The organism is Nocardia vinacea NBRC 16497 (assembly GCF_000308835.1).
GTDB classification, from domain to species: Bacteria; Actinomycetota; Actinomycetes; order Mycobacteriales; family Mycobacteriaceae; genus Nocardia; species Nocardia vinacea.
Genome location: NZ_BAGN01000182.1, coordinates 122,253 through 148,092 on the forward strand (window position 1 = coordinate 122,253; position 25,840 = coordinate 148,092).

Below are 25,840 nucleotides of genomic sequence, written 5' to 3' on the forward strand. Positions count from 1 at the left end.
CTCATTTATGAATATGGTTGGTCTGGCTGCCATATGGCCCAACATTGACGTTATACGAGTCTTTGACTGTGACGTTCATCGTCCCCATGCCGGACACCGGCGCGTCATCCAGCTGTTCCGGTGAGGATTCTTCAGCAGAAGGCGCAGAGTCGGCCCCTGTCTCTGATACCACCGAAGTCTCCTCAGGATCTTTTCTCACTTTTCCTTCTTCCTTGAGTAGGATTCTCGCAATTTCATGCTTAATATCTTGCGTCACACTTTGTAGAAGTTTTTCGTTCTGCGGCATTCCGGAGAGATCTCTCACATAATGCGCAAGCTTGGCGAAGAAATGCTTCGGGCTTTCGTACTCGTTCTCGATCTGTTTGCTCAGAGTCATCGGAAGAGGTGGTACCTGGAACATCAGTGCTGCTGCGTCCCGGTACGTCACTGTCGACTTCGGATCGGTCCGAGGGAGCCGCTCAGGCGGGAGTTGCTGTATCGCCAGCGCCAAGGTCTGACTAGTTGCCTCGATACGCCGCTGCTCCTCGCCCCAGGAGCCCGGGAACAGGGTTTCAACGATGCGAGCGAGTACGTCGATCTTGATCGGGCCGTTGCCCTCATGGTTTCCGAACGCCAAGGGAATACTTCGCTTGCGCAAACTTTCAAGCTGATCGAACAGCTTTTCCTGATCGCTCTTGACCACGACCTGCTCACCCATGCGCCAAGTATCGCACCTTGGCTACCTCGACGTTACACAAGCGGAATTCATCCCATCACCAAGTGGTCGCTTCCACGCCTGCCGCCGCTCGTCTGTCCGGGTCTCTTTTTCATGCCGGGAATGTTCATCTACACAATTATGCCGTCACACTGGTGGCGCTATCTTGCCCAGCACTTGCTTGGTCTATGTTCTCTAGTACGTCCACCACATACCCAAGACCTCTATGGAAAATCGCCTCACTATTGAAATTATCTCGAAGCGTCTTGTAGAGCCCCGGCTGCAACGCATTCAGCCGCCGCGCCACTTCACGCAGGCCATCGACATCATGTCGGGCTTTCAGCATGGCAGGCCACAGGTCGGGATCCTTTTCCATTAGCATCTCTAAAGCCATAGCGGCGTGAGAAGACGGACTAGAGTTCAGACTCCCATCAGGGAGCCTGAAAGCATACTTCAGAGACATTGGGAGCTCCTTGTCGTACCCCTCATGGGTAGTCGTCATACTTCCGGACAGATTCAGCACGCCATTTTCCATGCCGATTTCTTCCAGGTACTGCCCACGTGTGTAGTCGGCGAATGCTTCCTCAAGGAAGAGTCCTACTTTTTCCTCACCATAGGACCGAGTAACCTGTCCGCCGCGCGGAACCTCGATATTTGGCAGGGTGCTATTTTCGGGCACGACGGCTCTCGTGATGTGGTGCGCATTGGTACCGTGAGCCTGTTCATGGACAATCAAGCTTTCGGTGATCTCCGGGCCACCGTTGGCCTCCTCAAGAGCTTTGCCGCGAAACACGACCGTAAGATCGAGGGGCGCTATGTACACCCCGCCTCGCTCCATGCTTTCGAACGGACCAATAGTCTCAGTAATATGCTTCGTCAACTCCTCCTGTCGGTCATAAGACCACACGATCAGAGGGGATCTTCGCAGATCACGACTGGCGAAGAAAGAATCTATCCGAGCCATGTTCAGGCCCTCAAGGTCTGAAGGAAATTTTTCGACAATTCCTTGCCGAAGCGCACGAAGATGGTTGTCGACATCTTCTGAAAAAACAACCGGAGCCTCGACGGCTCTCAACACTCCGGAACCGAGCGTATGGAAATATTTAACATCCCGAGTTGAGACGGTTTCGATTGAAGATTTTTCAGATAGTTCTGGTTTATTTCGTTCCGACATATGTTTGTATTAAGTTTTGTCATAACCATTATTAGCATACCTTTGCATATTTTGCAATATGCCGCTCTGGTAAAGTTATGTAGTTTTAAGCAAGCGATTCGTACCGCTCAACTGGACGACATCGGCGCTGCTCGGGTTGAGGCCCGAAGACAACCGCCAAGGGCCAGTCCTGAAATCTGTCAAGGGTTCCAGTTCCGGTTTGAATACCGGTTCTCGGAGTTGTTTTATCGGCGAACATGGTCGAGAACCGTGCGCCGAACCGGCCCTCGAGTCCTGTTTCCTTCATTGCCGTCCTGGGATTCTTTTCATTAGCTTCTCCACCAGGAAAAGCCGACATAAGAACAGGAGAATCCATTGTTGATGGTGCTGACAGTGTGGGCGTTTTTGATGCTCACCTACTTCATCGTCTTCCCGGATGTCGCCTTTCAGATCCACATGAAGCTCGCCAAGCGCTTCAGCCCGGATCCGAAGAAGCGGCACCGGAAGGGAGGCCACCGCTAGTCCTCCAAAGCTCGACCACTTGAGATGCGGGGCCGGAACCACCCGGCCCCGCTCCTTGTTCCTCGACCCTCCATCCAAAGGAGCACACGCTATGTCCCTGAAGAACATCCGGTCGATCTTCGGCCAGCGGGTCGCCCATGAGGCCGCCCGTTACTTCGTCCTCATCCTGGCCTCCGCCATCCTGCTGATCGGTCTCCTGTGCGGCTGCGCCTCGTCGCCCGCATCAGCACAGGCCACGGCCGTCACTATCGTCACGACCGCTACCAGCGCCGAACCCCGTCCGGCGCTGCCGGATTCGCTGGTCGCCGGCCTCACCAGTCTGGCCAAGACCTCGAAGCGGCCGGGCGACGCCACTGTCCGGATCATCAACTCCAGCACCGGTGATGTCGTAACTCGAGACCTGACCCCGGTTCGCCCCGGTGGCCAGGTCCAGCACGCCGACGCCGACGCCGATCGCCAGATCCACACGGCGATCGACCAGTTGGCCACCACCGTCGGGAACGTCCAAGCTCAGCAGCCCGGGATGAACGTGCTGGCGCTGCTGGACCGGGCCAGCCAGTTTCCTGGAGATATCGAGGTGGTGTCCTCGGGCCTCTCGACCAGCGATCCGTTGGACTTCCGGCAGCTCGGCTGGGATGCCAAACCCGACACCGTCATCGACAGCCTGGCGCGGCAAGGGCAACTGGCCAATCTGTCGGGCCGTCACGTGACGTTTCATGGCCTCGGTGTGAGCGCGGGCTCACAACCCACGCTGCCACCTTTCGCTCGCATGGCGGTGGAAACCCTGTGGACGCGGTTGTGCCAGCGAGCGCAGGCCGCCAGCTGCACGGTCGCACATGATGCGATAGCGACTGCGATGCCCGTAGCCAGCTTGCCGGTGCCAGTCGTGGCGATTCCGACCTCGGTGACCGATGGCGGCTGCCCGGTGTGGAGCAGCTTCAGCGATTCGGTGCTGCACTTCGCGCCGGGGAGCGCCACGCTGCCGACGAACGCCGACGATGCCCTCGCACCCATCGTGCAAGCCGCCGCGGGGTGCAACATCCAGTCCATCGACGTCACCGGGCATGTGGCGGATATCGGCAATGGTCGCGACGACGGCGACTTGTCCGGCCAGCGTGCCCGTGCGGTGGCGGATCGCCTTGTTGCGCTGGGGATTCCGCGTAATCAGATCGGCGACGTCGTCGGCCATGGCACCAGCGAGCCGGTCATCCCGAACTTCACCGCAGGTGCGTTCGACGAGTCGAAGGCGCAGCAGAACCGACGTGTCGAACTGACCTTCCATCGCGGTGGCCGGTGATGTCCGGCGATCGCATGGCTCCCCCACAACCTGCATCCCCCAACCAGATTGGAGACACCACTATGACCATTCATTCCCCTGTGCCCACAAACGGAAATAGCAGGCATGTCAATCACGGCGAGGCCCTGCCCGCAAACATCACCACGCCGCCGGCATCCACGACCAGTCCGCCATCGCCGCCGCCGTCCGTACCGAAGCGTGACATCGCCTTGTCGCTCACTACCGGCAAGCCCATTCCTCGTGAGTGGCTGCCACAGGTGGTCGCTCTCGTCGATGAACAGCGGCGCATCGGCGTCACCCGCGATCCGGACACCTTTAGCCAGATGGAAGCCCTCGTCATGAGCAAGGGCATGCTGGCGACCGAGGAAGCCCGCGAGCATGGGGCTGATCAGCTCGGTCAGCTGGTGGACGAGGCCGCCGCGATCAAGGGCGAAATCGGCACCGTGCGCGCCGAACTCGACCGCCTGGACGAGCAGCCCGTCACCGGTATGAACGGCGACACCATTCCGGCCTCCGAGGCATCCAAGCGGATGGCGACGGTCAGCGCCACGATCACCGAGGAGCGCGATGCGGGCAGTGTGAAGCATCGGCGGGTGCCGGTGTGGCTGCACCGGTTCGCGACCTGGGCGGCACTCCTCGATTTCCCGGTACTGCTGTATTTCGTCACGCAGGTGTTCAACGTCGATCTTGCGGGCATTGCGGCGGGCGACAATGCGGCCTGGGGCGAAAGCCTGGTGCCGCTCATCACATCGGTCGTCTTCGCACTGCTCGGCACGGCGGCCGTGGCAATCGGCCTGAAGTCCTTCGGCCGGGATCTCAAGGGCTACAAGGATCGCGACGGCCACATCCAGTTGCCCGAGGGGAAGGCGCGCATCATCCCGCTGATGTTCGTCGGCTTGGCGACGACGCTGGCGATCGGGGCCGGGATCGTGATGGCTTACCGGATCATTTCCGACAGCTTGGCCGCGGGCAACGGCATCATCGGTGCGGCCATCTTGGGTGTGTTCTTCGCCGTCATCGTGATTGTGGTGAACGTGGTGGTCATCGCCACCAAGTTCCGCGACGGCTCACTCCAGACCGACGAAGTCGGCCACCTTGCCGTGCAACTGGAGCCCATCGAACAGCAGCGGGTGCAGTTGCAACGCCAGTGCGACGGTCTCGCTGCACAGCTGCCGCCGCTCAAACTGAAGGCCGAACGGGTCTACGCCGCCACGCTCGCCGAGATGAGCGCGCCGATCAAGGGCGCGGACCAGCTGCGACTGCTGGCCCGCAGCTACCACCAGGGATGTGGCGCGCAGGCAAATTTCATTCCGCAGCAGGGGAATCCGAGCAGCAATCTGCTCGCGCCGCACGTCAGTGTGGACCGCTCGATCCTCGACGAGCTGATGGAACGCCTGGACGAATTGGTGACCATCGACAGCACGCTCACCGCGGGCAAGACGCCCACGTCCGTTCCCAAGAACACGGCGCTAGTACCGATCGCCTCGACAGAGGGTGACGATGAGGCCGACGACCTCGGTGGGGAGTGGTGAGCATGAACTTGCGTAACCACCGCGTCGTGCTCAACGAGCTGCAGCCCAAGGTGCCGCCCGGCGATGACTTCGAAACCTGCAGCGAGCTCGTCAATTTCGTCCTCCGTCGCAGCCTGCGTGTTAGTCGGGATATCCAGCGCCTAGCCGGCCAACGAGCAAATACGGCACCGGCCAGCAGTCTGCTGGCGGTGGAATTCAGCGCCATCGTGGCCAGTGAGGCGATCGAATGGGTACGGCGGTGGCCGCGATGAGCGGGGACGGTCCAACCGGGCTGGTCGAGAAGTTCAAACACGCCTGCGGCAGCATCTTGCTCGGCGTGATCGCGATCTACTTCGCCGTCGCCTTGATCCAGTCCATCTGGCCGACGCTGGCGATCATCTTGGGCATCGCCGGGGTGATCGCAGTGGTCATCGGCGGCGTCGCCATCTACCGGAAATTGCGTGCCGGGTGGTGAGTGAAATTGCGTGCCGCATTCACCAATCCTGACCTCTAACAGGGGTGTTCGTGTCGCTGTAGTGCTTTTTGCAACGATCGTTGAGTTTTGCGCAAGAGCAAAACATATTGGGGACAGCGCTATTGCGCAAAAGCAATAGCCAGACGAATCAGTGCATCTGCACGTAATTCATTGATACCAAACGTAATTCATCGAGGAGGAGAGCTATGTCAAAAACAGGACGCTACAACCCCAGACGGGCGACGAAAGGTCGTAACCAGCCGAACAAGGCGGAGCATCGGATCACCATGCGCAGCGAAAAGCGCACGCCGCCGGATCTGTACAAACTCAGCCGAGCGGTGATTGCGATGGCGCTCGCCGAGGCCGAGGCCGAGAAGTCCGCTGCCGCGCAACCCACCCAGCAGAACAAACCCACCGCTCGTGATGAGGAGGCCAGCCGCGATGACCGATGATCCGATTCCAGATCTGACCGCGGATTCTCTCGTCTGGCAACTCCTCTTCTGGCCCAGCCCGTTTCGTGAAGGAGCAGCAACGTCGCTGCTCCGCCACTGGGCCGCACAGAAACACGCACCCCAGCTCATCCTCGAAGCCCGCTCAACCGTCGATGGCGTGGAATACCTTGTCGGCAGCCAGCTTCGGCACGCCCATGGTATCCGCCGGTCCGTAGAGCAGATGGTGAGCGGATCGGTGGTGACGCCGTTCGACCCGAATGAACGCGGCGACATCGTCACCGCTCGCCGGTTGAAGCTGACCACCACGGACTGGCCACTGGAACCGGTGGATCGGGTGGCATCGAGCCGTTCCATTTTGAGCGCCCTTACCGCCGTGAATGCTGGTGAGCGCCTAGTGATCCAGGTGGTACTCGGGCCGCGCCGTCAGCCGATGCTGCCGACACTCCCCTCTGCCGATGGTCATCAGTCGGTGGCCTCAAAGGTATGGCACGGGGTGCTGCCGGATAAGCGGCCAAATGCCAAGCAGGCCATCGCCCGCAAGCTCGGCCAGCACGGCTTCAGCTCGGTCATCCGCATCGGCGTCGAGGCCAGCACCGCGGACCGCCGCAAATCCCTGCTACTCGGACTTGCGGCGGCTATTGGGACGGTGGAGACGGCGGGCGTGCATCTGAAGTTGGCGAACGAGAAGGCCGGGAATGTCAACGGGCCGAAGGCAACATGGTCGATCTTGACCCCGGCTCAACCGCTCAGCGTGCCGGAACTGAGTCACCTGCTGGCCTGGCCAGTCAGTGACCACGATGAACGCTTTCCCGGACAACCGCCGCTGCATCCGAAGCCAGTGCGGCCAACCCCAGCGCTACTGTCCGGTGAACGCGTCATCGCCGAAGCCAACGCGCCGGGCGTCAGCGGCACCATCGGCTACGACGTGCTCGACGGCATGCGCCACACCTGGGTGATCGGGCCGAACGGCACCGGGAAGTCGACGCTGCTCCTCAACCTGATCGTCCAAGACCTCGAAGCCGGGCGCCCGATCGTCGTAATCGAGCCGAAAGATCTTGTAGCGGACATCCTTTCGCGTATCCCTGAACACCGTAAAGGCGACATCGTGGTGTTCGATCCGCTCGATGAAGCACCGGTCGGCATCAACCCGCTGGCGCACAGCGCTGGTCGGACGCCAGAAGTCATCGCGGATTCGTTGTTCGGCACGATCCATGCCATCCATGGGGACCTCGGTCCGCGCTCGGCTGACATTCTCCGCAATGCCTTGGAGGTGCTGGCCAAACGCGACGATGCCTCCTTGACGATGTTGCCGCTGCTCCTGACCAATCCAGGATTCCGGCGGTCGCTGACCCAGCGGGTCATCCGGGATGATCCGTTCGCGGCCGGGCCGTTCTGGGCCTGGTTCGACTCGCTGTCGCCGGAAGCGGTCGACACGAAGATCGCGCCGCTCTCGAACAAGTTGCGTCCGCTGCTGACCAAACAGCTGAGAGCGGTTCTGGCGCAGCGCAATCCGAAGTTCAACATTCGGCAGGTGCTCAAGGAACACAAGGTGCTGTTGGTGCCGCTCCAGAAGGGCGTTATTGGGCCGGAGGCAGCGACTTTGCTTGGGGCCATCATTCTGGCCGAACTCTGGCAGGGCATCCGTGAACGCGCCGGGACGCCCGAGGAGACCCGGATTCCGGTGCACGTCTACATCGACGAGGTGCAGGACTACTTGCGCCTGCCGACCGACCTCGGGGATGCACTGGCCACCGCGCGTAGTCTCCGGGCTGGCTTCCACCTGGCGCATCAATACCAGAAGCAGTTGCCGCCCGCGATGCTTGATGCCTTCCGAAACAACGCTCGCTCGCGCATCACCTTCCAGCTCCAGTCTGGCGATGCCAAGGACATGGCGGCGGGGCAGACGATGATCGCGCCCGAGGACTTCGGGGCGCTGCCCGCCCACCACATCTACGCCAGCCTGATGCGGGATAACTCGGTGCAGCCGTGGGCCTCCGGCACCACCTTGCCGCCCCCAGCCGAAACGAGCGACCCGGATGAGATCCGGCGCCTGTCGCGGGAGCGCTACGGCCAGCCGCTGGACGAGATCGAAGCCGGGTTCGCCGAATTGCTCGATCAGGTCAATGGCGGCGTAGACAGCACGGCTGGTGGGCGTCGCAGAAGGAGGCAGGCATGACAACGGAAAAATCGCGCGGGAGGAGCGGAAGCGACGGAGGAATGACGTCAGTTGACAGTATTCGTCCCGCTATTCGTGCCGCATCAACCACAAAACTACCTCTGACCCCACCTTTTCCTTCGTTGCGGAAGCCGAATGATGGTGCCCTATCGGGCACCACACCCGCCAAGCGGAAGCCTGTCCGCGACCTGGGCAAGCTGGCCAAACAGCTCAGTGAGCGGGACTGGTCCATCCTGCGATCCGTATCCGAACACCGCTATCTGACCGTGCATCAGATCCATGCACTCCACTTCGGTGATATGCCGCCCGCGAGCGGACTACGGACCGCGCAACGAGTCTTGGCGCGGCTGCGCCGGGATCGCGTCCTGGCCAATCTGAAGCAACGGATCGGCGGCCACCGGGCAGGCAGCAACGCCACCGTTCACTACGTCGACGAGGTCGGCGACCGGCTACTTCGCCAGGAGTCAAACCGCCAGACCCGGAGGCCGTTCCGGGAGCCAACGCAGCGCTTCCTCGACCACCAGCTTGGCGTCGCGGCGGCTCATGTGGCGCTTGTCGAGGCCGACCGCCTTGGGCAGTTGGAACTGCTGCGCTGCGACATCGAGCCAACCACGTGGCGAGCCTATGTCGGCATCGGTGGGGCGCAACTGACGCTGAAGCCCGACCTGTATGCCGAAACCGCCACGCCGCCAGGCAGCGACTACGTCGACGCCGCATTCATCGAGATCGACATGGGCACCGAGAGCATTCCGACGTTGATCAAGAAGTGCCGCGAGTACGAGTCTTACCGTCGGCAAGGTATCGAACAGGAACACAGCGCCGGGGCGTTCCCACGCGTCATCTGGAGCATGAGCGCCGATACCGAGGCCAAGGCCGAACGGCGATGCCAAGCATTGCGCGACGCCATCACCAAGGACCGCGCCCTGCCAGATGACCTGTTCCAGGTCATCGCACCGGGCGAACTCATCCAAGTAATGCAGAAAGGAGGTGAATCATGAAAAAGACCAACGCTATTCGACCGATCGCGCCCCTACACACAGGTAAGCGCTACCGTACGATCTTGGCCGATCCACCGTGGGACGTGCTGCAGCGCGGCCACCGCGGTGCCTCGCAGCACTACGACCTGATGACCGTCGACCAGATCAAAGCCATGCCGATCGCCGACCTGGCCGAGGCCGACGCCCACCTGTGGCTGTGGGTCACCAACGCCACCCTGCGCCACGGCTACGACGTCATGGACGCCTGGGGATTCACCTACCGCTCCCCGCTTACCTGGGTAAAGCCGCGCCTCCAGCTCGGCCACTATCTACGCAATATGACCGAGCACGTCTTGTTCGGCACCAGGGGTCATGCGCCGGTCAACTTCCGGGCACAACCCACCTGGTTTATCGCCCCGGTCCAGGAGCACAGCCACAAGCCGGAAGAGCAGTTCGGAATTATCGAGCGGGTCAGTCCGGGACCGTATCTCGAATTGTTCGCCCGCAGGCGGCAGCCTGGCTGGGACGTCTGGGGCAATGAGATCGACTCTGACATCGAGATTCCGGGCTACCCGGTGCCATCTGCTCAGGAGCGGGCGCGCAACCCCGACAAGCACCATCGCGCCCGTCCTACCGAGACGGCCGCATAGTTCCTGTACCACCGACTCGTCGGTGTCGTGCGGCCGTAATCGTAAGCGTATCAACGTTTGCCGGCCGCTCGCACCGAGGAGGAGCAATGTCCACACCCGAAGGATACGGCGGCAAGGAAGTCACCCTTGCCATCCGTATCGACACGGCCCGGCATGCCCAGCTCACCTGGATCGCCGAACTACGCGGCACCAGCCTCAAGGCTGAATGCTTCAAAGCTGTCGATGCCTACATCGAAGCCGCCAAGCAAGATTCCGAGCTGATGGCCAAGGCCGACGCCGCCCGCGCGGCCATCGAAGCCGAAGCCAAGGCACGCCAGGACGCCATCGCCAACCTGTTCACCGCCACGCCGCCACCTCCGCCCGAACAGGAGGAGGTATCCGAGTCCGAGGCCACCGAAGCCGAGGTCGAGGCCGACGAAGTAGGGGCCACGGCAGGCGAACCGCCACAAGGCAATCGCCGAGGTCGAGGCCGCCGTGGTGGGCAGCAGATGGAAGGCGAAGGGCAGCCGGACAGCTGAGCCAAGCTCAGCATCCCGGCGATACGGCCGGCGGATAGCGAATCGAGGAACAATCCTCTTCGCTATCCGACCGGCCAACTCTCAACCATAACCCGAAGGAGGTGATCATGAATGAACAATTCCCACAACATAATTCGCATAGTGCATACTCGCCTGAGACTCGCTCGACACCGGGCGATATGGAAGCCAACCAGGAGCACGAACCTAGATCGAATCCGCGTATCTACGTCACCAGCGGACTCCCCCTGCGGGCAGAGCTCACTACCGGGACCTGGCTGGACATGGCCCGCAGCCCGGAAGACATACACGCCGAGATGTTCGCCGTCTTCGGCGACGACGAAACCTACGAAGCCGACCGGCTGTACATCTGGGATTACCACGGCTTCGGTGCGTTCGAGGTCACGACCGGAGCGATCGGGCTGGAGGGGGTCGACAGTATCGAGTTGCTGGCGCAGGTGGCGCAAGGGATTGCCGAGCACGGTCCTGCCTATGCCGCGTACGCCAGTGCCCACGAGGACGACCTACGTCGACTGGACCAGTTCGAACGCGCCTACCAGGGGCACTACGAATCACCCGAAGCCTACGCACGAGAGCTCCTGGCGCCATTGCGCCTTGACGACGCGCTCAAACCGCTGCTGCCAGCGTCGATACGAGACTTCGACTGCATCGACTACGACGGGATCGGACAAGGGCTGCTCGCCCAAGACGACATCGTGGTGTTCACCGCCGACGACGGCGGGGTGTGGGTGTTTAACGAATCGGCGTAGCAGCAGTCCGGAAATGTACTTAATCGGGATAATTATCAAAAGTAATTGCTTTTGCGCAAATAAAGAGTTATTCTTTAAAATGAATATAAACGGGAGAAGTGCAAATGACCGCAGTGCGCGCAGGCAAAGCCGGAGAGCTCGCACAATTCATCGCATCACGACGCATCAAAATGGGCATGAGCAGAAATGCTTTGGCGCTCCGCGCAGGACTGAATCCATCCACCGTCACCCGCATCGAGCAAGGGGTCTTCGCCCATCCCACCTTACATTGCCTGCGAGCGCTCGCCGAAGCCCTGGATATCGCACCCGATGACCTATTCGCACTGGCAGGCGGCATGACCACAGCGAAAGCACGGCCCAGCAAGCCCGACATCCACATCACCTACCACGACGTACCGTCTGCTGCCGCCCACGAGATCTACGACGCCGTCGACTTAATTGCCAAACGACATGGTCTCATTCTGAACAGCTCACACGAATTTACCTATAGCAACCATCAACGAGCCGCATAATACCCGAAGGATCTATTAATTCCTCACCGAGCACTAACAAAGATCAGGAAGGAACAGCCACCACACCCGTATTTACCCACCACATGGAATGACCCGCAAACATGCCAAAACGAAAGGAACCAAAACGACAAGACGACAAACCATCCGAAGGAGAACCTTGAACATGTTTTTACCACCTACCTCAACTCGGCTCAGCGTCGCTGAACGCCATCCCTATGCGACGCGACGACCGAAACTCAACCTCACCCAGCTACGGAGCATGACCCCTCGCCAGCCCGTGAAGTTCAGTCGCAGCCTCCAACTGGCCCGTGAGCAAGCCGATCTGCTGATCGAGCATGCCCAGCGCAGTAATTCCGGCATCCTGATGGCCATCACCCGGATGCACAAGGTGCGCATCGACTACGTAGTGGGACAACGACTTCGCGGTGCTAGCTTCTGGGACACCCGAGCAAAACAATGGGTCATCCAGGTCAACTGGGACGACCACTGGAAGAGCCAACTGTTCGCGGTGGCCCACGAATTCAAATACATCCTCGACTACACGCACACCGACGTGCTCTACCAGGGCAGCCACACTATGTCAGCCACCTGTGAAGCCTCATGCGCTGCATACTATTTCGCCCGCTATCTACTCATGCCCGACGACCAACTCATTGAGGCCGTTAACTCCGGCGTTACCGACACCGCCGATCTCGCCGACAGATTCGGCGTCACCGAGGACATCGCCCAAGAGCGCCTCAACGACCTACGGCTGCGGGTTCATCCGAAACCCGGCCTCCGTCTGCTGATGGCCGACAGGAGCCCTGCATGAACCGGCTCGCGACCAGTTCGGCAACCGGCCACGAACCGGTAGCGCCCTTCACCCCTGCGGTGCTGTTTCTGTCCACGGCCACGCGGCCGGAAGGCACGGCCGCGGGCAGTGAACCAATCAAGATCCTGGTCCAGCGCGAAGCAGGTCACCGACTCGCACACCAGCACGGGCTCGGCATCATCAAGGAATTCGTTGAGATCGGCGCACCCGCGACCAGCCTGCGCCGCCGCCCATCACTACGGCGCATGCTGGCCTACCTACAGCAGCACCCAGAGGTCAGGTTCGCTATCTTCCCAGGGCCGCAGCGGTTCTCACGTCAGATCGGCCATTCCGCTCACTTGCACCGGCGATTCAGCGAGCTTGCCGTCGGCGTGATGTTGAGCGAGCACGATCAGCCTGATGGGGCCAGAGGCACCACGTAAACAAAGGCGGCACAAGGATATTCGACCCCAACAGGACAAGAAAGGAGGCGCACATGCACCAAACCAATTCATTATCAACAACCCACCATGGGACTTCGGGACTGCGCGCAGACCTTTCTTCCGAGACCCGAACAATTCTCCGCACGCTCGGCACCGTGGCAATCGCCCTCGCCGACGGCGACACTCCCAACGCCGACGCGCTACGCACCCAGATTGCCAACCTGCCTACCCAGCCTGCTTCCTCGGTCGGCCGTACACCGGATTTGCTGACAATCCCCGAAGCCTGCGCGCGGCTGCGACTGAGCCGATGGGGCCTCTACCAGCTGATCAACAATCGGGAACTGGCAACGGTCAAGATCGGACGTCGACGGTTCGTGCCGCTCACCGAGGTGCAGCGCTTCGTCGATGAGTTGACCGTCGTCGGAGGTCGGTCATGACCGGGCGCAACACCAACGGTGAAGGCAGCGTCTACAAGCGCAAGGACGGCCGTTGGGAAGGTGCCGCCTATCTCGGCACCGTTGGCGGCAAAGTCCGTCGCAAACGGGTCTACGGCAAAACCCGCGCCGAAGCGCATACGAAACTCATGCGCGTCATGGAGGAAGCCCGGCAAGGCATCCTGCCTCCTGACCGGGTCTGGAAGGTGGGTGAATATCTGGACTTCTGGCTCGAACACGAAAAGCGTCGACCACTCACTAGACAACGGCACGAGACAGTCGTACGCCTTCATATCACCCCCTTCCTCGGGAACCATCGGCTCAACAGCCTCACCGTCCGAACAGTGCAAGAGTTTCTGGACAATCTTCTGGCCGAGGGGCGAACGGTCGCCACGATGCATCAAACACGTAAAGCCCTCAGTGCCGCACTCACTTTCGCGATGCGACAAGAAGTGATCATCCGAAATCCGGCGCGCTTGGTCGAGCTCCCGCGATACAAGTCGAAAGAGGCGAAGCACTGGCAACCCGATCAGACAATCGCGTTTCTCGATGCGGCCCGTGACGACCCGCTGTACCCGATTTTCGTACTTCTCGCGCTCTACGGCCTGCGTATCGGTGAGGTGCTGGGCATCCGCTGGCGTGACATAGATTTCGACCACGACGTGCTCCGCATCCGTCAGCAAGTCCAACGGATCGACGGCGAACTACGACAGGTCGAACTCAAGACCGAATCCAGCGAACGAGACGAACCGCTGCTAACACGGGCACGCGAAGCGCTCCTGCACCAACGCGAGCATCAAGAATTAGCCCGAATCGCAGCAGGTGAGAACTGGCATGGCCCCGGCGACGAGAAGGAACTAGCCTTCACCACCCGTAGCGGCCGACCGCTCGAAGCTCGCAATGTCGCACGGTCATTTACGCGGATCTGTGAACAACACGGTCTACACCTCATCACCCTCCACGGAATGCGGCACAGCAACGCCACAGCCCAGAAGATACTCGATGTCCACCCTCGTGACGCACAGGCGATTCTCGGCCACGGCGACATCCGAACCACCGGCGTATACCAGCACGTCGACATCACCAGCAAAAGAAACGCGCTCCAAAAGCTCGAAGAACGTTTGTTCCTGCCCTTGGACATGAGCGTGCGTAGCCGTCAAAACTACCGTCAAACCGCACATCCGAGCACCCGCACCCACACGAAAACTCCACAAAAGGAAACGCCCACCCCTGATGGGGTAGGCGCTTTCTTTGGTAGCAGCGACTGGTTTCGAACCAGTGACCTTAGGCTTATGAGACCGATCGAGGCCACCTTACAAGATCGCCTGACCTCTATAAACAACGCTCTACGAACACGTACGCGTACGTGGAAATTCGGCTGCGTTGCCGTCAACTCTGCCGTCAAAATGGTCGATTCCCACCAGACCGTTGGAACGCTGGTGTTCTCGGAATGGATCTCCCAACCCGCTGTCCTCACCCCCATTGTTATCCCGAATCCCACCCCACCACATATGGAGGCATCCGATGGCCCGCAGAACCCTCCCGCGCAGGAGTCATACCAGTGACAAAGCCGTACTGCTGCTACGCGTCTCGACCAAGAAGCAACTCGACACTGCTATCGACATCGACCCCGACGGTTTGTCTATCGCCACCCAGCGCGACCAGGGGAATGCCAAAGCCGACGCCATGGGCGTGGAAGTGGCCACGGAGTTCATCGAGCCCGGCTACTCGGCCAAGACCATCGACAAACGTCCTGTGTTCCGGGAGCTCCTCAAGTACCTGGCCGAGCACCCCGAAGTCCGCTACGTCATCGTCTATATGCGTTCCCGCGCGTTTCGCAACCGATTCGACGCAGCGATCATCGAAGCCCAACTCAACAAGATGGGTGTTCGTCTGGTCAGCGCCAAGGAGGACTTCGGCGAAGGTCCGCATGCCGTTGCTATGGAAGGCATGCTCGATGTGATGAACCACCTGATGAACACGCTGCAAGGCTTGGACATCCAGGAAAAGATGCGCACCAAGGCCGTCAACGGGGGCACCCTCGGCATCGCTCGTATCGGGTATCTCAACGTTCGAGTTGAATACGAGGGCAAGCTCATCAACACCGTCGCGCAGGACGAACGACGAGCACCACTGGTGTGCAAAGCATTTGAACTGTATGCCACTGGCAGGTACGGGCTGGAACTACTCGAAGCGACCATGACCGACCTGGGGCTGACTGCACGACCAATCGGCAAATGGCCGGAACGGCCAGTGTCCTTCAAGCGTCTCCATCAGATGCTGCAGGACCCGTACTACGCCGGCTGGATCGAGTATGAGGGCGAGCTTTACCCCGGCAGACATGAGCCGATCGTCACCCAGGAGCTGTTCGACCGCGTACAAGACGTCATGGATATGCGCAGTCGTCTGGGCCAACGTGATCGGGTTTTGCAGCACTACCTGAAGGGTGACCTTTTCTGTGATCGGTGCCACGGCGCTGGACGCACATCCCGCGTGATCTACACCGAGGCCAAGAGCCACAACGGCAGCCGGTACAGCTATTTCCTGTGTCGGGGACGGCAAGACGGCCAGTGCGATCTGCCCTATCTCCCGGCTGGACAGGTCGAACAGGCCATCCTCGACCACTACAGCACCTTGCAACTCCCCTGCGGATTCGTCATACAGGTTCGCGAGGTGCTGGAAACGGCACTGGCTGAGGAGCAGTCCGGCTTGCGAGAGATGCACAACAGACTGAAGAAGCAGCTCAAAGAGCTAGACGCCAAAGAAGAACGACTGCTCGATCTCGCTATCGACAACGCCATGCCGCAACCGAAGATCAAGGCCAGGCTCCGCAAGATCCAGAACGAGCGCACCAGCATCGAAACCCGGCTGACCGCCACACACGCGGAATTGGCGGTCGGTGTCGAGGTATTGGTGAACGCACTGGATCTGCTCAGCGATCCGCAGGAGTTGTACGAGAACGGAAGTGATGTGGTCCGGCGCCACCTCAACCAGACGTTCTACCAGTGCTTCTACCTGGACATTGACGGTGTGAAGGCTGACCAGCTCAACGAGCCTTTCGCTGGCCTCCACGAAGTTGGCGGGACTAGACGAACTTTCCACCAGGGGCTAACCCGATCGCCCCGCCCAAGTAGAAGGTCCAGAAACGCGAAAGGTGGTCCTACCCTCTCCGGTGTCCCTAAGGACCCCGGTTCGAGTAAGACCACCCTTGTGGAGCTGCCGGGAATCGAACCCGGGTCCTCCGCCGCGTCTTCAGGGCTTCTCCGTGTGCAGTTCGCTAGGTCTCTACTTGGATCTCCGGGTCTCGCGAACAAGCTCGGATGACGATCCCAGTCGCTGTTGAATGTCCCGTCCGACTCCGCGACCGAGCCGGACGGTAATTCCCTCTAGCTGATGCCAGTACCCGGGTCGAGGGACGAACCCGGACTGACAGAGACGACCTGCTACTTAGGCAGCGAGGGCGTACTCGCGCTGATTGGAATCGGCGCTTAATTGGTTGCAGCGACGCTTACGGTGGTCTCTTGCCTGCACCGACACGCTTCCCCTAAATCTACGTACGCAGTCGAAACCGTTCAGCCCCGTACGTCCCGACGCCTTGTCGGGCTAGTTACTTTAACACTCGGCCATGCCGCGTTCATTCCATTATCCATGCGGCGCGAATCACCCTCACGACCTGCACGTATGCAGTCGGACCGAAGCCAGCCCATCGCTGTTGCCCGGGCCGGACCAAGATCAAGGGGGCGCTGTGGTCACATCGGCAGCGGAATGCTCCACCACGAGTTCGCCTCGACCTTGGTCAGACGGCCGTTGATCGGTGCGCCTGGCGAGGGCAGGCGGTGATCAGGCCGCCGCGATCAATCCGACCGACGCCAATGCCAACACCATCCCGACCTGCTGCTGGTGACCGACCCGTTCCCCGAGCAGCACCATCGCCAGCAGGACGGTCGCGGCCGGATACAGCGAGCCGATCACGCTGACCAGCGATAGCAGCGAACCATGGAAGGCGTACAGCAATGCGGCATTCGCGATGGTGTCGAGCACCGCGATATAGGCCGCCAACCGCAGCGGTTCACCGTACAGCGGACGGAACTCCCGAGCCGATAGAGCGATCAACCAGACCATTGGACTCGCCGCACCGCGCTGGGCCAGCAGCGGCCAGACCCCGGCACTCGCGTGGGTTTCGTGCAGGAAGACGAAGGCAAGTCCGAAGGCAGCACCCGAGCCGATGGTGAGCAGCGCAACTTTCCTCGTGAAGCGCAGCTCACGGCCGCCGGTGATCTCCTCGGTGACGTCATCCGGCGATTCCCGGCTCACCAGGTAGACCGCACCGAGTGCGAACACGATGCCGGCGATGGCAAGTGGACCGGGGCGCTCGCCGATCCCCAGACCGACCAGCACCGGAATTCCAGCGACCAATAAAGCGGTCAACGGGGACACTACCGCCATCGGGCCGCTGGCCAGCGCCGCATAGAACCACCACACCGCGAACCCGCTCGCCACACCGGCCGCCAGCCCCCACAGCATCGACGCGGTGTCCGGGGTTCCGCCGATCAGCGGTAGCAGCACGAGGACGAACAGCGTCGACATCGGGTAGGAGACGATCACGACTCGCAGTGCGGTCACCCGCCGCGACGCCACCCCACCGAAGAAATCACTGACGCCGTAACCAACCGCGGCCACCAGCGCCAACAGAACGGCGGTCAGCGCATGCCCTTGATCCGCCGCCCCAGTTCCCGGGTGACCTCGCGCTCAGCGGTGCGCTTGGCCAGATCCTGTCGCTTGTCGTAGTCCTGCTTACCCTTGGCGAGCGCGAGCTCGACCTTGACCTTGCCATCGGAGAAGTACATCGACAGCGGCACCAACGTCTGGTTGCCCTCACGTGACTTGCCGACGAGCCGCTCGATCTCGCGCTTGTGCAGCAGTAACTTGCGCACCCGGCGCGGGGAGTGGTTGGTCCAGGTTCCGTGGCTGAACTCGGGAATGTGCAGACCCCGCAGCCACACCTCGCCGTTGTCGACGGTCGCGAAGGCGTCCACCAGCGAGGCCTTACCCTCGCGCAGACTCTTGACCTCGGTACCGACCAGCGCGATCCCGGCCTCGTAAGTGTCCAAGATCGTGTAGTTGTGCCGCGCCCGGCGGTTGGTCGCGATGACCTTGCGCCCCTGTTCCTTCATAACGGTCAACTCTAAGTGACTCGGCAATCGAATTATTCCGCGCCTGTTGCGCTAGCCAGACGGCCGGACCGCGAGATACAGCAGCAGTACCGCGATGAAGGCCGCGACCAGCAAGACCGTGGTCATGCGTGGTAGGCCGCGTGGACGCGGCGGTGGCGGCGGACGGTGGCGCAGCCAGACGGATTCCACCGCGGGGTCGTGGGTGCCGCGCCGATACGGCGGCGGATCGCCAGGGTCCGTGGACGGCGAGCCGCCGAGGTCGGACCCGTCGTCGGTGGGGCCATCACCGGATGCCATATCGTGCACGGTAGCCGCCGAACCGGTTCGACGCCGGGCAATTTCATTGCGATTCAGGCAAGTCGGCGCGCGAACGCCGCGCTGGCACCACCGCTCGCGAGATCGACGGTGACCACCGTGAGGTCGACGGTGCTCGCGGTGAGGTCCATCACCATGAAGCCGAGCTCGTGATAGTTCTCGAAGAGGGCGGCGTTGCCGGAGCCGCCGGGATTCAGCTTCGGTTCCGCCGCTACGGTTTTGGCAGCCGCGCCGGAGACGAGCTGGCGTGTGCCCTTCGACCCCGCAGTCGGCTCGAGCACCTGCAGCGAATGATCGTGCCCGGAGAGGATGAAGTGGCATTTTCCGACGACATGGTCCTCGAAGAACTGCTTCGCGTGGATGCCGTTGATCGGTGCTACCGAAAGCCCCTCGTAGCGACCAGCGTCACCGTGCGGACCGTTGTTCACATACGGCTGGTGGGTGCAGGCGATCTTCCACTCTGCGGGTGATTCGGCGATGGCGCGGTCGAGCCAGGCGCGCTGCTCGTTCATGAACTGGCCGTCGACCGCCCAGTACGGGTCGAGGATCGGCGGGATGTAGGCGGCGAGCGGATTGACATCCAGCACAAAGAATTCGACCACCGGCTGCTGCTCGGGTATCCGCACCGAGTAGTACCGGCTCGGCATCCACCAGCGCGGCGAATTCGCGTGGTACTCGACCTCGCTGTTGCCGCGCAACAGCCAGCCACCGTCGCCACCGAGGACCGAGCTGTTGTCGTGATTGCCGAGCACCATGAGCCACGGGAAATCCAGTCCCGCATTGGGGTTTTCGAATTTGTCCGCGAACTGGGCATCAACGGCGCTGTTCGGACCGCTCTCGTAGATATTGTCACCGAGGCCGAGAGCGAGCGAAAACGGTTGGCGGCGATGGTAATCCCGCATTGCGTCGGCGACGGCCCACTGGGTGCGGGTACCGGTACCCGCATCACCGGTGACGAGCACCCGCACGTTGTGGTCGGTCGGGAAGTCGAATTTGGTGATACCGCTCGCGACCGGAACCGCATCGGCGGGCGATAGACCGACCAGCGATACACCTGCCGCTGCGGTGGCCGCACCCGCCAGAAACCCGCGCCGCCCGATCATGCGTTGCTCACTTCTCCGGCCAGGACGGCGAGTACTCCTTCGCCGTACTTGGCCAGTTTGTTCTCACCGACACCGCCGACCGTCCCGAGTTCGGACAGGCTCGTCGGCTTGCGTGCGGCGATCTCCCGCAGCGTCGCGTCGTGGAAGACGACGTAGGCGGGCACGCCCTGCTCCTTGGCCGTCGTGGCCCGCCATTCACGCAGCTTCTCGAACAGTGGCACGTCTGTGGAAGACAGGTCGGCAGCCGGGGATTTGCCCTTCGCCGCCTTGGGTGTCCTCGCTGGTTTGACCGCACGCTCCGGTTCACGGCGCAATAGCACTTCCCGGCCGTCGAACAGCACCTCGTTGCTGGCCTCGGTGAGGATCAGCACGCCGTAGTCGCCGTGCACAGCGAGTAGTCCCTGTGCGAGCAATTGCCTTATGACACCGCGCCATTCGACATCGCGCAGATCGGTGCCGATGCCGAAGACCTTCAGCTCGTGATGATCATGTTGCAGCATTTTGGGATTCGATTTGCCGAGCAGGATATCGACGATATGGCCCGCGCCGAAGCTCTGACCGCGTTCACGTTTCAACCGCAGCACGGTGGAGAGCACCTTTTGCGCGGGGACGGTGCCGTCCCAGGTTTCCGGCGCGATCAGGCAGGTGTCGCAATTGCCGCACGACTGCCCGGACTGTCCGAAGTAGGCCAGTAGCTGAGTTCGCCTGCAGGACACCGTTTCACACAGCGCGAGCATCGCGTCCAGATGCAGCTGCAGTTGCCTCCGGTGGGCGGCGTCGCCGTCGGAGGAGTCGATCATCTTGCGCTGCTGCACCACATCGGCGAGTCCGTAGACCATCCACGCGGTCGACGGCAGCCCGTCGCGGCCCGCTCGACCGGTCTCCTGGTAGTAGCCCTCAACGGACTTGGGCAGATCGAGATGGGCGACGAAGCGCACGTCGGGCTTATCGATGCCCATACCGAAGGCGATCGTCGCGACCACGACAAGGCCGTCCTCGCGCAGGAACCGCGCCTGGTTGGTCGCGCGGGTGCGCGAGTCCAGGCCCGCGTGATACGGAACCGCCTCGACGCCGTTCTCGGTGAGGAAGGCCGCGGTCTTCTCCACCGAGTTGCGCGACAGGCAGTAGACGATGCCGGCGTCTCCGGCGTGCTCGGTCTTTATGAAGTCCAGCAGCTGCCGATCCGGCCGGTTCTTGGGTTCGATCCGGTACTGGATATTGGGCCGGTCGAAGCTGGCGACGAAACGGCGAGCCGCGCCGAGGTCGAGGCGCTCGATGATCTCGTCGCGGGTCTTCGCCGTCGCGGTCGCGGTGAGCGCGATCCGCGGCACATCGGGCCAGCGCTCGTGCAGCATCGACAGGCCCAAATAGTCGGGTCGGAAGTCATGGCCCCACTGGGATACGCAATGCGCCTCGTCGATGGCGAACAGCGCCACCTTGCCGCGATCCAGCAGGGCGGCGGTCGACTCCAGGCGCAGCCGCTCGGGCGCGAGATACAGCAGATCCAATTCCCCCGCGACGAACTGCGCCTCGACCATCCGCCGCTCGTCCGGGAACTGCGTCGAGTTCAGGAATCCGGCGCGCACGCCGAGCGCGCTGAGCGCGTCCACCTGATCCTGCATCAAGGCGATCAGCGGTGACACCACCACGCCGACGCCGGGACGCACCAGTGCGGGCACCTGATAGCACAGCGACTTACCGCCGCCCGTCGGCATGAGCACCAGCGCGTCTCCGCCGCCGACCAGGTGCTCGACGATCTCCCGCTGATCACCGCGGAAGCTGTCGTAGCCGAATACCCTGCGTAGAACCTCTTGTGCCGCACCGGATTCGGCGACCGGGGCACCGTCGGTCATTCTCCCGTAGCGACTGCTTGCAGGTCGCTCGAAAGGGCCAGCCGCGAAAGCATCGGGGGATTCCACGCGGCCCATCCTACGAGCGCCGTCGGACATCGGAACCCCTACATCGGCGCGGATCCCAGGTGACAGGCCGAGTTGTCCACATGTGGACAACCAATTCCGATCGCCGGACAGCGGCGTCGACGCACACCGACGGCCTCACAAGGTGCATGGTGCGCGAGGCCGTCATCAGCTTTGTGGGAGTCAGTCCCGAACGTAGTAGCGCAGCGTGCCGTAGGCGGTTATCGCGGCGAATACGATGCCGAGTGGTGCGATGGTCAGGGACACCAGTGCGATGTCCTCACCTGTGATGTGTGGGAAGACGTTGCTGTTGAAGAGCGCACCGAGTCCACGGTTCACCACCAACGGTTGCGCGAGGAACAACCCGACAACCGCCAGAATCGATCCGGCCAAGGCCGCGACCACCGCTTCCAGGAGGAACGGCAACTGCGTGTACCAGCGCGTCGCACCGACCATCCGCATGATGCCGACCTCCTCGCGTCGACTGAACGCCGCGATCTGCACCATATTCGCGATCAACAGCAGTGCGGCCAATGCCTGCAATGCCGCCAACGCGAATGCCGCATTCCGCAGGCCGTCGAACACCCCGACCAAGCGGTCCACGGTGTCCTTGTCGTTGAGTACGCTCTGGATCCCGTCCTTACCGTTGAATGTCTGGTAGATCCGCGGGTACTGATCGGCATCGGTCATCTTCACGCGCAAGGACGCGGGCAGACGGGTGTCCTTGATCATGTCCAGCATCTCGGGCTGGTCCTTGAAGGTCACCTCGGTGGCTTCCTTCATCGCCTCGTCGCTGTTGATGAACTGGACCGAGACCACACCGTCGGTCTTCTTCAGATCCGACATCAGCTGCTGACACGGATTCAGTGAACAATCCCGATCGTTCGCCGAGACCAGATCGGAGAGGTAGAGCCGGATCTCGACCCGGTCCATGAAGTAGTTCTGGGTCTTATCCGCGATTCGCAGCGCGAGCAGACCGCCGCCGAGCATGGTCAGCGATACCGCGGTGGTCAGGATCATCGCGATGGTCATGGTGACATTGCGACGCAGGCCGGTGAAGACCTCGTTGAGCAGGAATCCAGCGCGCATTACCGGCCCACCCCGTAGACGCCGATCGCGTCGTCGCGGATCAGCCGGCCCCGGTCCAACTCCACCACTCGCTTACGCATCGCGTCGACGATGTGATTGTCGTGTGTGGCCATCACCACGGTCGTGCCGATGCGGTTGATCCGCTCCAGCAGCAGCATGATGTCGCCGCTGGTGTCGGGATCGAGGTTGCCGGTCGGCTCGTCGGCGAGCAGGACCAGCGGACGGTTCACAAAGGCCCTGGCGATCGCGACACGCTGCTGCTCACCACCGGACAATTCGTGCGGCAGCCGATCGGCCTTGCCGCCGAGCCCGACCATATCCAGCACCTCGGGCACGGTCCGGTCGATGAACTGGCGCCGCTTGCCGATCACCTCCAGCGCGAACGCCACATTCTGGGCCACGGTCTTCTGCTGCAGCAGCCGGAAGTCCTGGAATACGCAACCCATGCGCTGACGCAACTTCGGCACCTTCCGCCCGGGCAGCCGGTCGACCCGGAAGTCGGCGACCCGGATCTCGCCCGCGGTCGGGGCCTCTTCCTTGAGCAGCAGTCGCATGAAGGTCGACTTACCCGAACCGGACGGGCCGATGATGAAGACGAATTCGCCCTTACCCACATCGACGGTGACGTTGTCCAGCGCGGGTCGCGTCGACGTCAGATACGACTTGGTCACGTTCCGCATAGCGATCACGGCTAGCCAGTGTAACCAGCAACCGTCGTGCAGCCACCAGCTACATCATGGTCAATGACCAGGCGTAGCCGTATTCAGCACTGCGGGAACGGTGTTGAGTTTCTCGGGCGATGTCACGATCGGTTGATCGGGCTTGACGAACAGGTACAACACGAACGTGGCGACCCATGATGCCATCAGGATCGCCGTGGATCTACGTGGTCTCACTGATTCCCTCCCGGCGCAATGCCGCGGCGACTCGCACCCGCAACTCGCGACCGACCTCGAACTGCTTGCCCGGCAACGTTCGGGCAACCATTCGAATATTCATTTGGTCCACTGTCAGGTCTTCGACGCCCATCACGGTGGGCTCGTCGAGCAGCAGCGGCTTCAATCTGCGGTCCTCGTACGCCTTTGTACCGACCTCGTGCAGGATCTCGTTGATCCTGGTGATATCGACGCTGGCCGCAACCGGAACGTCGATCGCGGCACGCGCCCAATCCTTCGAGAGATTGGTCACTTTGACGATCTGGCCGTTGGGTACGGTGATCACCTCACCATCGGCATTGCGCAGTGTGGTGATCCGCAGCGTGACGTCCTCGACCGTACCCTCGGCCTGCTCCGCGGATCCAGTGACAGCGATGCGAACCACATCACCAAATCCGTACTGCCGCTCGGTAATCAGGAAAAATCCGGCAAGAATGTCTTGCACGATCCGCTGTGCGCCGAAGCCGAGTGCGGCGCCGAGCACGGCCGCGGGTGCGACCAGACCGGTGACCGCGAAACCCATCCGCCGCAGCACTTCCATGCCGACCAGGACATAGACGACGGTCAGCACCACCCAGGTGACCACCTGGGCCAGCGCATGGCGATGTTTGGCGGCCTCGGACCGGACGAGCGCGTCGCTGCTGCGGAATCCGGCGTCGATCTTGCGGGTGATCCGATCCCGGATAAAGGTGGCGAAACGGCTGAACAGCATCACGCCGAGGAGCAGCAGGACGATCTCTAGACCGGCGGACCGCAGCCAGGTGGTGAAGTCGGTGGACGTGGAGAAAGCCTGGGGTACGTCCAACTAGCTCGCCTGCTCTCGCATTCGCCAACGAATTCCGGATTCGATGAAACCATCGATATCGCCGTCGAGCACGGCAGTCGGATTGTTGACTTCGTAGTTGGTGCGCAGATCCTTGACCATCTGGTACGGATGCAGCACGTAGGAGCGCATCTGGTTACCCCACGACGCGCCCTCGTTGGTTTTGAGCGCATCCATCTCGGCGCGCTCCTCCTGCCGCTTGCGTTCCAGCAGTTTGGCCTGCAGCACCCGCATGGCCGAAATCTTGTTCTGCAGCTGGGATTTCTCGTTCTGACAGGTGACGACGATGCCGGTCGGGATATGGGTGAGGCGCACCGCGGAGTCGGTGGTGTTGACGCTCTGGCCGCCGGGACCCGACGACCGGTAGACGTCCACGCGGACCTCGCCCTCGGGAATTTCGATGTGGTCGGTGGTCTCGACCACCGGTAGCACCTCGACCTCGGCGAAGGAGGTCTGGCGGCGGCCCTGATTGTCGAACGGGCTGATCCGGACCAAGCGGTGCGTGCCCATTTCCACCGAGAGGGTGCCGTAGGCATACGGCGACTTCACCGCGAAAGTGGCGCTCTTGATGCCCGCCTCTTCGGCGTAGGAGGTGTCGTAGACCTCGACAGAGTACTTGTGCCGGTCCGCCCAGCGGATGTACATGCGCATCAGCATTTCGGCCCAGTCGGCGGCATCCACACCACCCGCGCCGGAGCGGATATTGACCAGCGCCTCACGCTTGTCGTACTCGCCGGAGAGCAGGGTGCGAACCTCCATGGCCTCCACATCGCTGTGCAGCGTGGCCCGCTCGGAATCGGCGTCGGCGAGCGCGGCCACCCTGGCCTCGCCCTCCTCTTCCTCGGCCAATTCGTATAGAACGGACAGATCGTCGAGGCGCTGGCGCAGTTCCTCGACCCGGCGCAACTCGCTCTGCGCGTGCGACAGCTCACTGGTGACCTGCTGCGCGTGCTCCTGGTTGTTCCACAGATCGGGATCGGCGGCCTGGTGCTCGAGCTCATCGATCCGTCGACGCAGTTCCTCGACATCGAGGACCGACTCGACGGTCTTGAGCGTGGCGTCGAGTTCGGCGAGGTCAGCGGAGACGTCAGGATGCACGATGCTCAAGCCTACT

General features: G+C 61.8%; 29 protein-coding genes, 1 other RNA gene and 1 pseudogene. 17 read left to right on the plus strand and 14 right to left on the minus strand.

Annotated elements, in window-relative coordinates; genetic code table 11:
* Window position 1: 1 nt before the first annotated feature.
* Both ON44_RS25215 and ON44_RS25220 read right to left on the minus strand, forming a co-directional pair.
* A complete protein-coding gene (locus tag ON44_RS25215; RefSeq protein WP_040694400.1) occupies window positions 2-697 on the minus strand; it encodes a hypothetical protein in 696 nt (231 codons plus the stop codon).
* 136 nt (window positions 698-833) lie between these two features.
* On the minus strand, window positions 834-1,868 hold the full coding sequence (locus ON44_RS25220) for a hypothetical protein (protein WP_157187315.1): 1,035 nt from the start codon (window positions 1,866-1,868) through the stop codon (window positions 834-836).
* Window positions 1,869-2,228: 360 nt separating this feature from the next.
* On the opposite strand from ON44_RS25220, the gene ON44_RS50475 reads away from it, so the two are divergent.
* From ON44_RS50475 to ON44_RS54105, 17 genes and pseudogenes are all read left to right on the plus strand, one after another.
* Window positions 2,229-2,369, plus strand: coding sequence for a hypothetical protein (locus tag ON44_RS50475; RefSeq protein ID WP_157187316.1), 141 nt, complete (start codon window positions 2,229-2,231; stop codon window positions 2,367-2,369).
* Between the two features lie 91 nt (window positions 2,370-2,460).
* On the plus strand, window positions 2,461-3,666 hold the full coding sequence (locus ON44_RS47080; RefSeq protein WP_051182425.1) for an OmpA family protein: 1,206 nt from the start codon (window positions 2,461-2,463) through the stop codon (window positions 3,664-3,666).
* Window positions 3,667-3,728: 62 nt separating this feature from the next.
* Window positions 3,729-5,198 (plus strand): hypothetical protein, encoded by a 1,470-nt coding sequence (locus ON44_RS25230; protein WP_157187317.1) that lies wholly within the window; start codon window positions 3,729-3,731, stop codon window positions 5,196-5,198.
* Window positions 5,199-5,200: 2 nt separating this feature from the next.
* Window positions 5,201-5,449 carry a hypothetical protein gene (locus ON44_RS25235; protein ID WP_040694406.1) on the plus strand — a complete coding sequence of 83 codons (249 nt, stop codon included), beginning with the start codon at window positions 5,201-5,203 and terminating at the stop codon, window positions 5,447-5,449.
* On the plus strand, window positions 5,446-5,652 hold the full coding sequence (locus ON44_RS25240) for a hypothetical protein (protein WP_040694654.1): 207 nt from the start codon (window positions 5,446-5,448) through the stop codon (window positions 5,650-5,652). Before ON44_RS25235 ends, ON44_RS25240 begins: the two co-directional genes overlap by 4 nt.
* Before the next feature lie 206 nt (window positions 5,653-5,858).
* The gene (locus tag ON44_RS50480) at window positions 5,859-6,104 is read left to right on the plus strand and encodes a hypothetical protein (RefSeq protein ID WP_040694410.1); all 246 of its coding nucleotides are present in this window, start codon (window positions 5,859-5,861) and stop codon (window positions 6,102-6,104) included.
* Window positions 6,094-8,280, plus strand: a complete 2,187-nt coding sequence (locus ON44_RS25250; protein WP_040694411.1) for a type IV secretory system conjugative DNA transfer family protein — start codon at window positions 6,094-6,096, stop codon at window positions 8,278-8,280. The genes ON44_RS50480 and ON44_RS25250 overlap by 11 nt, the downstream gene beginning before the upstream one ends.
* Window positions 8,277-9,278, plus strand: coding sequence for a replication-relaxation family protein (locus tag ON44_RS25255; protein ID WP_245567323.1), 1,002 nt, complete (start codon window positions 8,277-8,279; stop codon window positions 9,276-9,278). Before ON44_RS25250 ends, ON44_RS25255 begins: the two co-directional genes overlap by 4 nt.
* On the plus strand, window positions 9,275-9,907 hold the full coding sequence (locus ON44_RS25260) for an MT-A70 family methyltransferase (RefSeq protein WP_051182427.1): 633 nt from the start codon (window positions 9,275-9,277) through the stop codon (window positions 9,905-9,907). Before ON44_RS25255 ends, ON44_RS25260 begins: the two co-directional genes overlap by 4 nt.
* An 86-nt stretch (window positions 9,908-9,993) precedes the next feature.
* The gene (locus tag ON44_RS51685; protein WP_051182428.1) at window positions 9,994-10,425 is read left to right on the plus strand and encodes a hypothetical protein; all 432 of its coding nucleotides are present in this window, start codon (window positions 9,994-9,996) and stop codon (window positions 10,423-10,425) included.
* Window positions 10,426-10,532: 107 nt separating this feature from the next.
* Window positions 10,533-11,192, plus strand: a complete 660-nt coding sequence (locus ON44_RS47090) for an antirestriction protein ArdA (protein WP_157187318.1) — start codon at window positions 10,533-10,535, stop codon at window positions 11,190-11,192.
* A 104-nt stretch (window positions 11,193-11,296) separates the two neighbouring features.
* Window positions 11,297-11,704 (plus strand): helix-turn-helix domain-containing protein, encoded by a 408-nt coding sequence (locus ON44_RS25275; RefSeq protein ID WP_040694414.1) that lies wholly within the window; start codon window positions 11,297-11,299, stop codon window positions 11,702-11,704.
* 259 nt (window positions 11,705-11,963) lie between these two features.
* On the plus strand, window positions 11,964-12,515 hold the full coding sequence (locus ON44_RS25280) for an ImmA/IrrE family metallo-endopeptidase (RefSeq protein ID WP_040694416.1): 552 nt from the start codon (window positions 11,964-11,966) through the stop codon (window positions 12,513-12,515).
* Window positions 12,512-12,937 (plus strand): recombinase family protein, encoded by a 426-nt coding sequence (locus ON44_RS25285; protein WP_040694417.1) that lies wholly within the window; start codon window positions 12,512-12,514, stop codon window positions 12,935-12,937. The genes ON44_RS25280 and ON44_RS25285 overlap by 4 nt, the downstream gene beginning before the upstream one ends.
* Window positions 12,938-13,092: 155 nt before the next feature.
* The gene (locus tag ON44_RS48600) at window positions 13,093-13,374 is read left to right on the plus strand and encodes a helix-turn-helix domain-containing protein (protein WP_040694421.1); all 282 of its coding nucleotides are present in this window, start codon (window positions 13,093-13,095) and stop codon (window positions 13,372-13,374) included.
* Window positions 13,371-14,936, plus strand: coding sequence for a site-specific integrase (locus ON44_RS25295; RefSeq protein WP_051182430.1), 1,566 nt, complete (start codon window positions 13,371-13,373; stop codon window positions 14,934-14,936). Before ON44_RS48600 ends, ON44_RS25295 begins: the two co-directional genes overlap by 4 nt.
* Window positions 14,896-15,939 (plus strand): annotated as a pseudogene (locus ON44_RS54105) (recombinase family protein); the annotation flags it as partial. The gene ON44_RS25295 and the pseudogene ON44_RS54105, both read left to right, overlap by 41 nt.
* A gap of 183 nt (window positions 15,940-16,122) precedes the next feature.
* On the opposite strand, the gene ON44_RS47810 reads toward ON44_RS54105, so the two are convergent.
* From ON44_RS47810 to prfB, 12 genes are all read right to left on the minus strand, one after another.
* Complete coding sequence (locus ON44_RS47810) at window positions 16,123-16,473, minus strand: hypothetical protein (RefSeq protein WP_157187319.1); 351 nt, start codon at window positions 16,471-16,473, stop codon at window positions 16,123-16,125.
* Window positions 16,474-16,579: 106 nt separating this feature from the next.
* Window positions 16,580-16,951: a transfer-messenger RNA gene (gene ssrA / locus ON44_RS47815) on the minus strand.
* A 260-nt stretch (window positions 16,952-17,211) separates the two neighbouring features.
* The gene (locus ON44_RS25305) at window positions 17,212-18,075 is read right to left on the minus strand and encodes an EamA family transporter (RefSeq protein WP_174415134.1); all 864 of its coding nucleotides are present in this window, start codon (window positions 18,073-18,075) and stop codon (window positions 17,212-17,214) included.
* Complete coding sequence (gene smpB, locus ON44_RS25310; RefSeq protein ID WP_040694424.1) at window positions 18,072-18,545, minus strand: SsrA-binding protein SmpB; 474 nt, start codon at window positions 18,543-18,545, stop codon at window positions 18,072-18,074. The genes ON44_RS25305 and smpB overlap by 4 nt, the downstream gene beginning before the upstream one ends.
* A gap of 51 nt (window positions 18,546-18,596) precedes the next feature.
* Window positions 18,597-18,842, minus strand: a complete 246-nt coding sequence (locus tag ON44_RS25315; RefSeq protein ID WP_040694427.1) for a WLR motif membrane protein — start codon at window positions 18,840-18,842, stop codon at window positions 18,597-18,599.
* Between the two features lie 53 nt (window positions 18,843-18,895).
* Complete coding sequence (locus ON44_RS25320; RefSeq protein ID WP_040694432.1) at window positions 18,896-19,963, minus strand: metallophosphoesterase; 1,068 nt, start codon at window positions 19,961-19,963, stop codon at window positions 18,896-18,898.
* Window positions 19,960-21,882 carry a DNA helicase RecQ gene (gene recQ, locus ON44_RS25325; RefSeq protein ID WP_373283204.1) on the minus strand — a complete coding sequence of 641 codons (1,923 nt, stop codon included), beginning with the start codon at window positions 21,880-21,882 and terminating at the stop codon, window positions 19,960-19,962. Before recQ ends, ON44_RS25320 begins: the two co-directional genes overlap by 4 nt.
* 180 nt (window positions 21,883-22,062) lie before the next feature.
* Complete coding sequence (gene ftsX / locus ON44_RS25330; protein ID WP_040694436.1) at window positions 22,063-22,968, minus strand: permease-like cell division protein FtsX; 906 nt, start codon at window positions 22,966-22,968, stop codon at window positions 22,063-22,065.
* Window positions 22,968-23,648: a cell division ATP-binding protein FtsE gene (ftsE, locus tag ON44_RS25335; RefSeq protein WP_373283207.1), complete on the minus strand. Its 681-nt coding sequence runs from the start codon at window positions 23,646-23,648 to the stop codon at window positions 22,968-22,970. The genes ftsX and ftsE overlap by 1 nt, the downstream gene beginning before the upstream one ends.
* A gap of 60 nt (window positions 23,649-23,708) precedes the next feature.
* Entirely contained in the window at window positions 23,709-23,834 is a 126-nt protein-coding gene (locus ON44_RS54470; protein WP_433525331.1) for a hypothetical protein, read from the minus strand.
* 16 nt (window positions 23,835-23,850) lie between these two features.
* Window positions 23,851-24,615 carry a mechanosensitive ion channel family protein gene (locus ON44_RS25340; RefSeq protein ID WP_373283208.1) on the minus strand — a complete coding sequence of 255 codons (765 nt, stop codon included), beginning with the start codon at window positions 24,613-24,615 and terminating at the stop codon, window positions 23,851-23,853.
* 93 nt (window positions 24,616-24,708) lie between these two features.
* Window positions 24,709-25,824, minus strand: a complete 1,116-nt coding sequence (prfB, locus tag ON44_RS25345; RefSeq protein ID WP_040694674.1) for a peptide chain release factor 2 — start codon at window positions 25,822-25,824, stop codon at window positions 24,709-24,711.
* Window positions 25,825-25,840 lie beyond the last annotated feature (16 nt).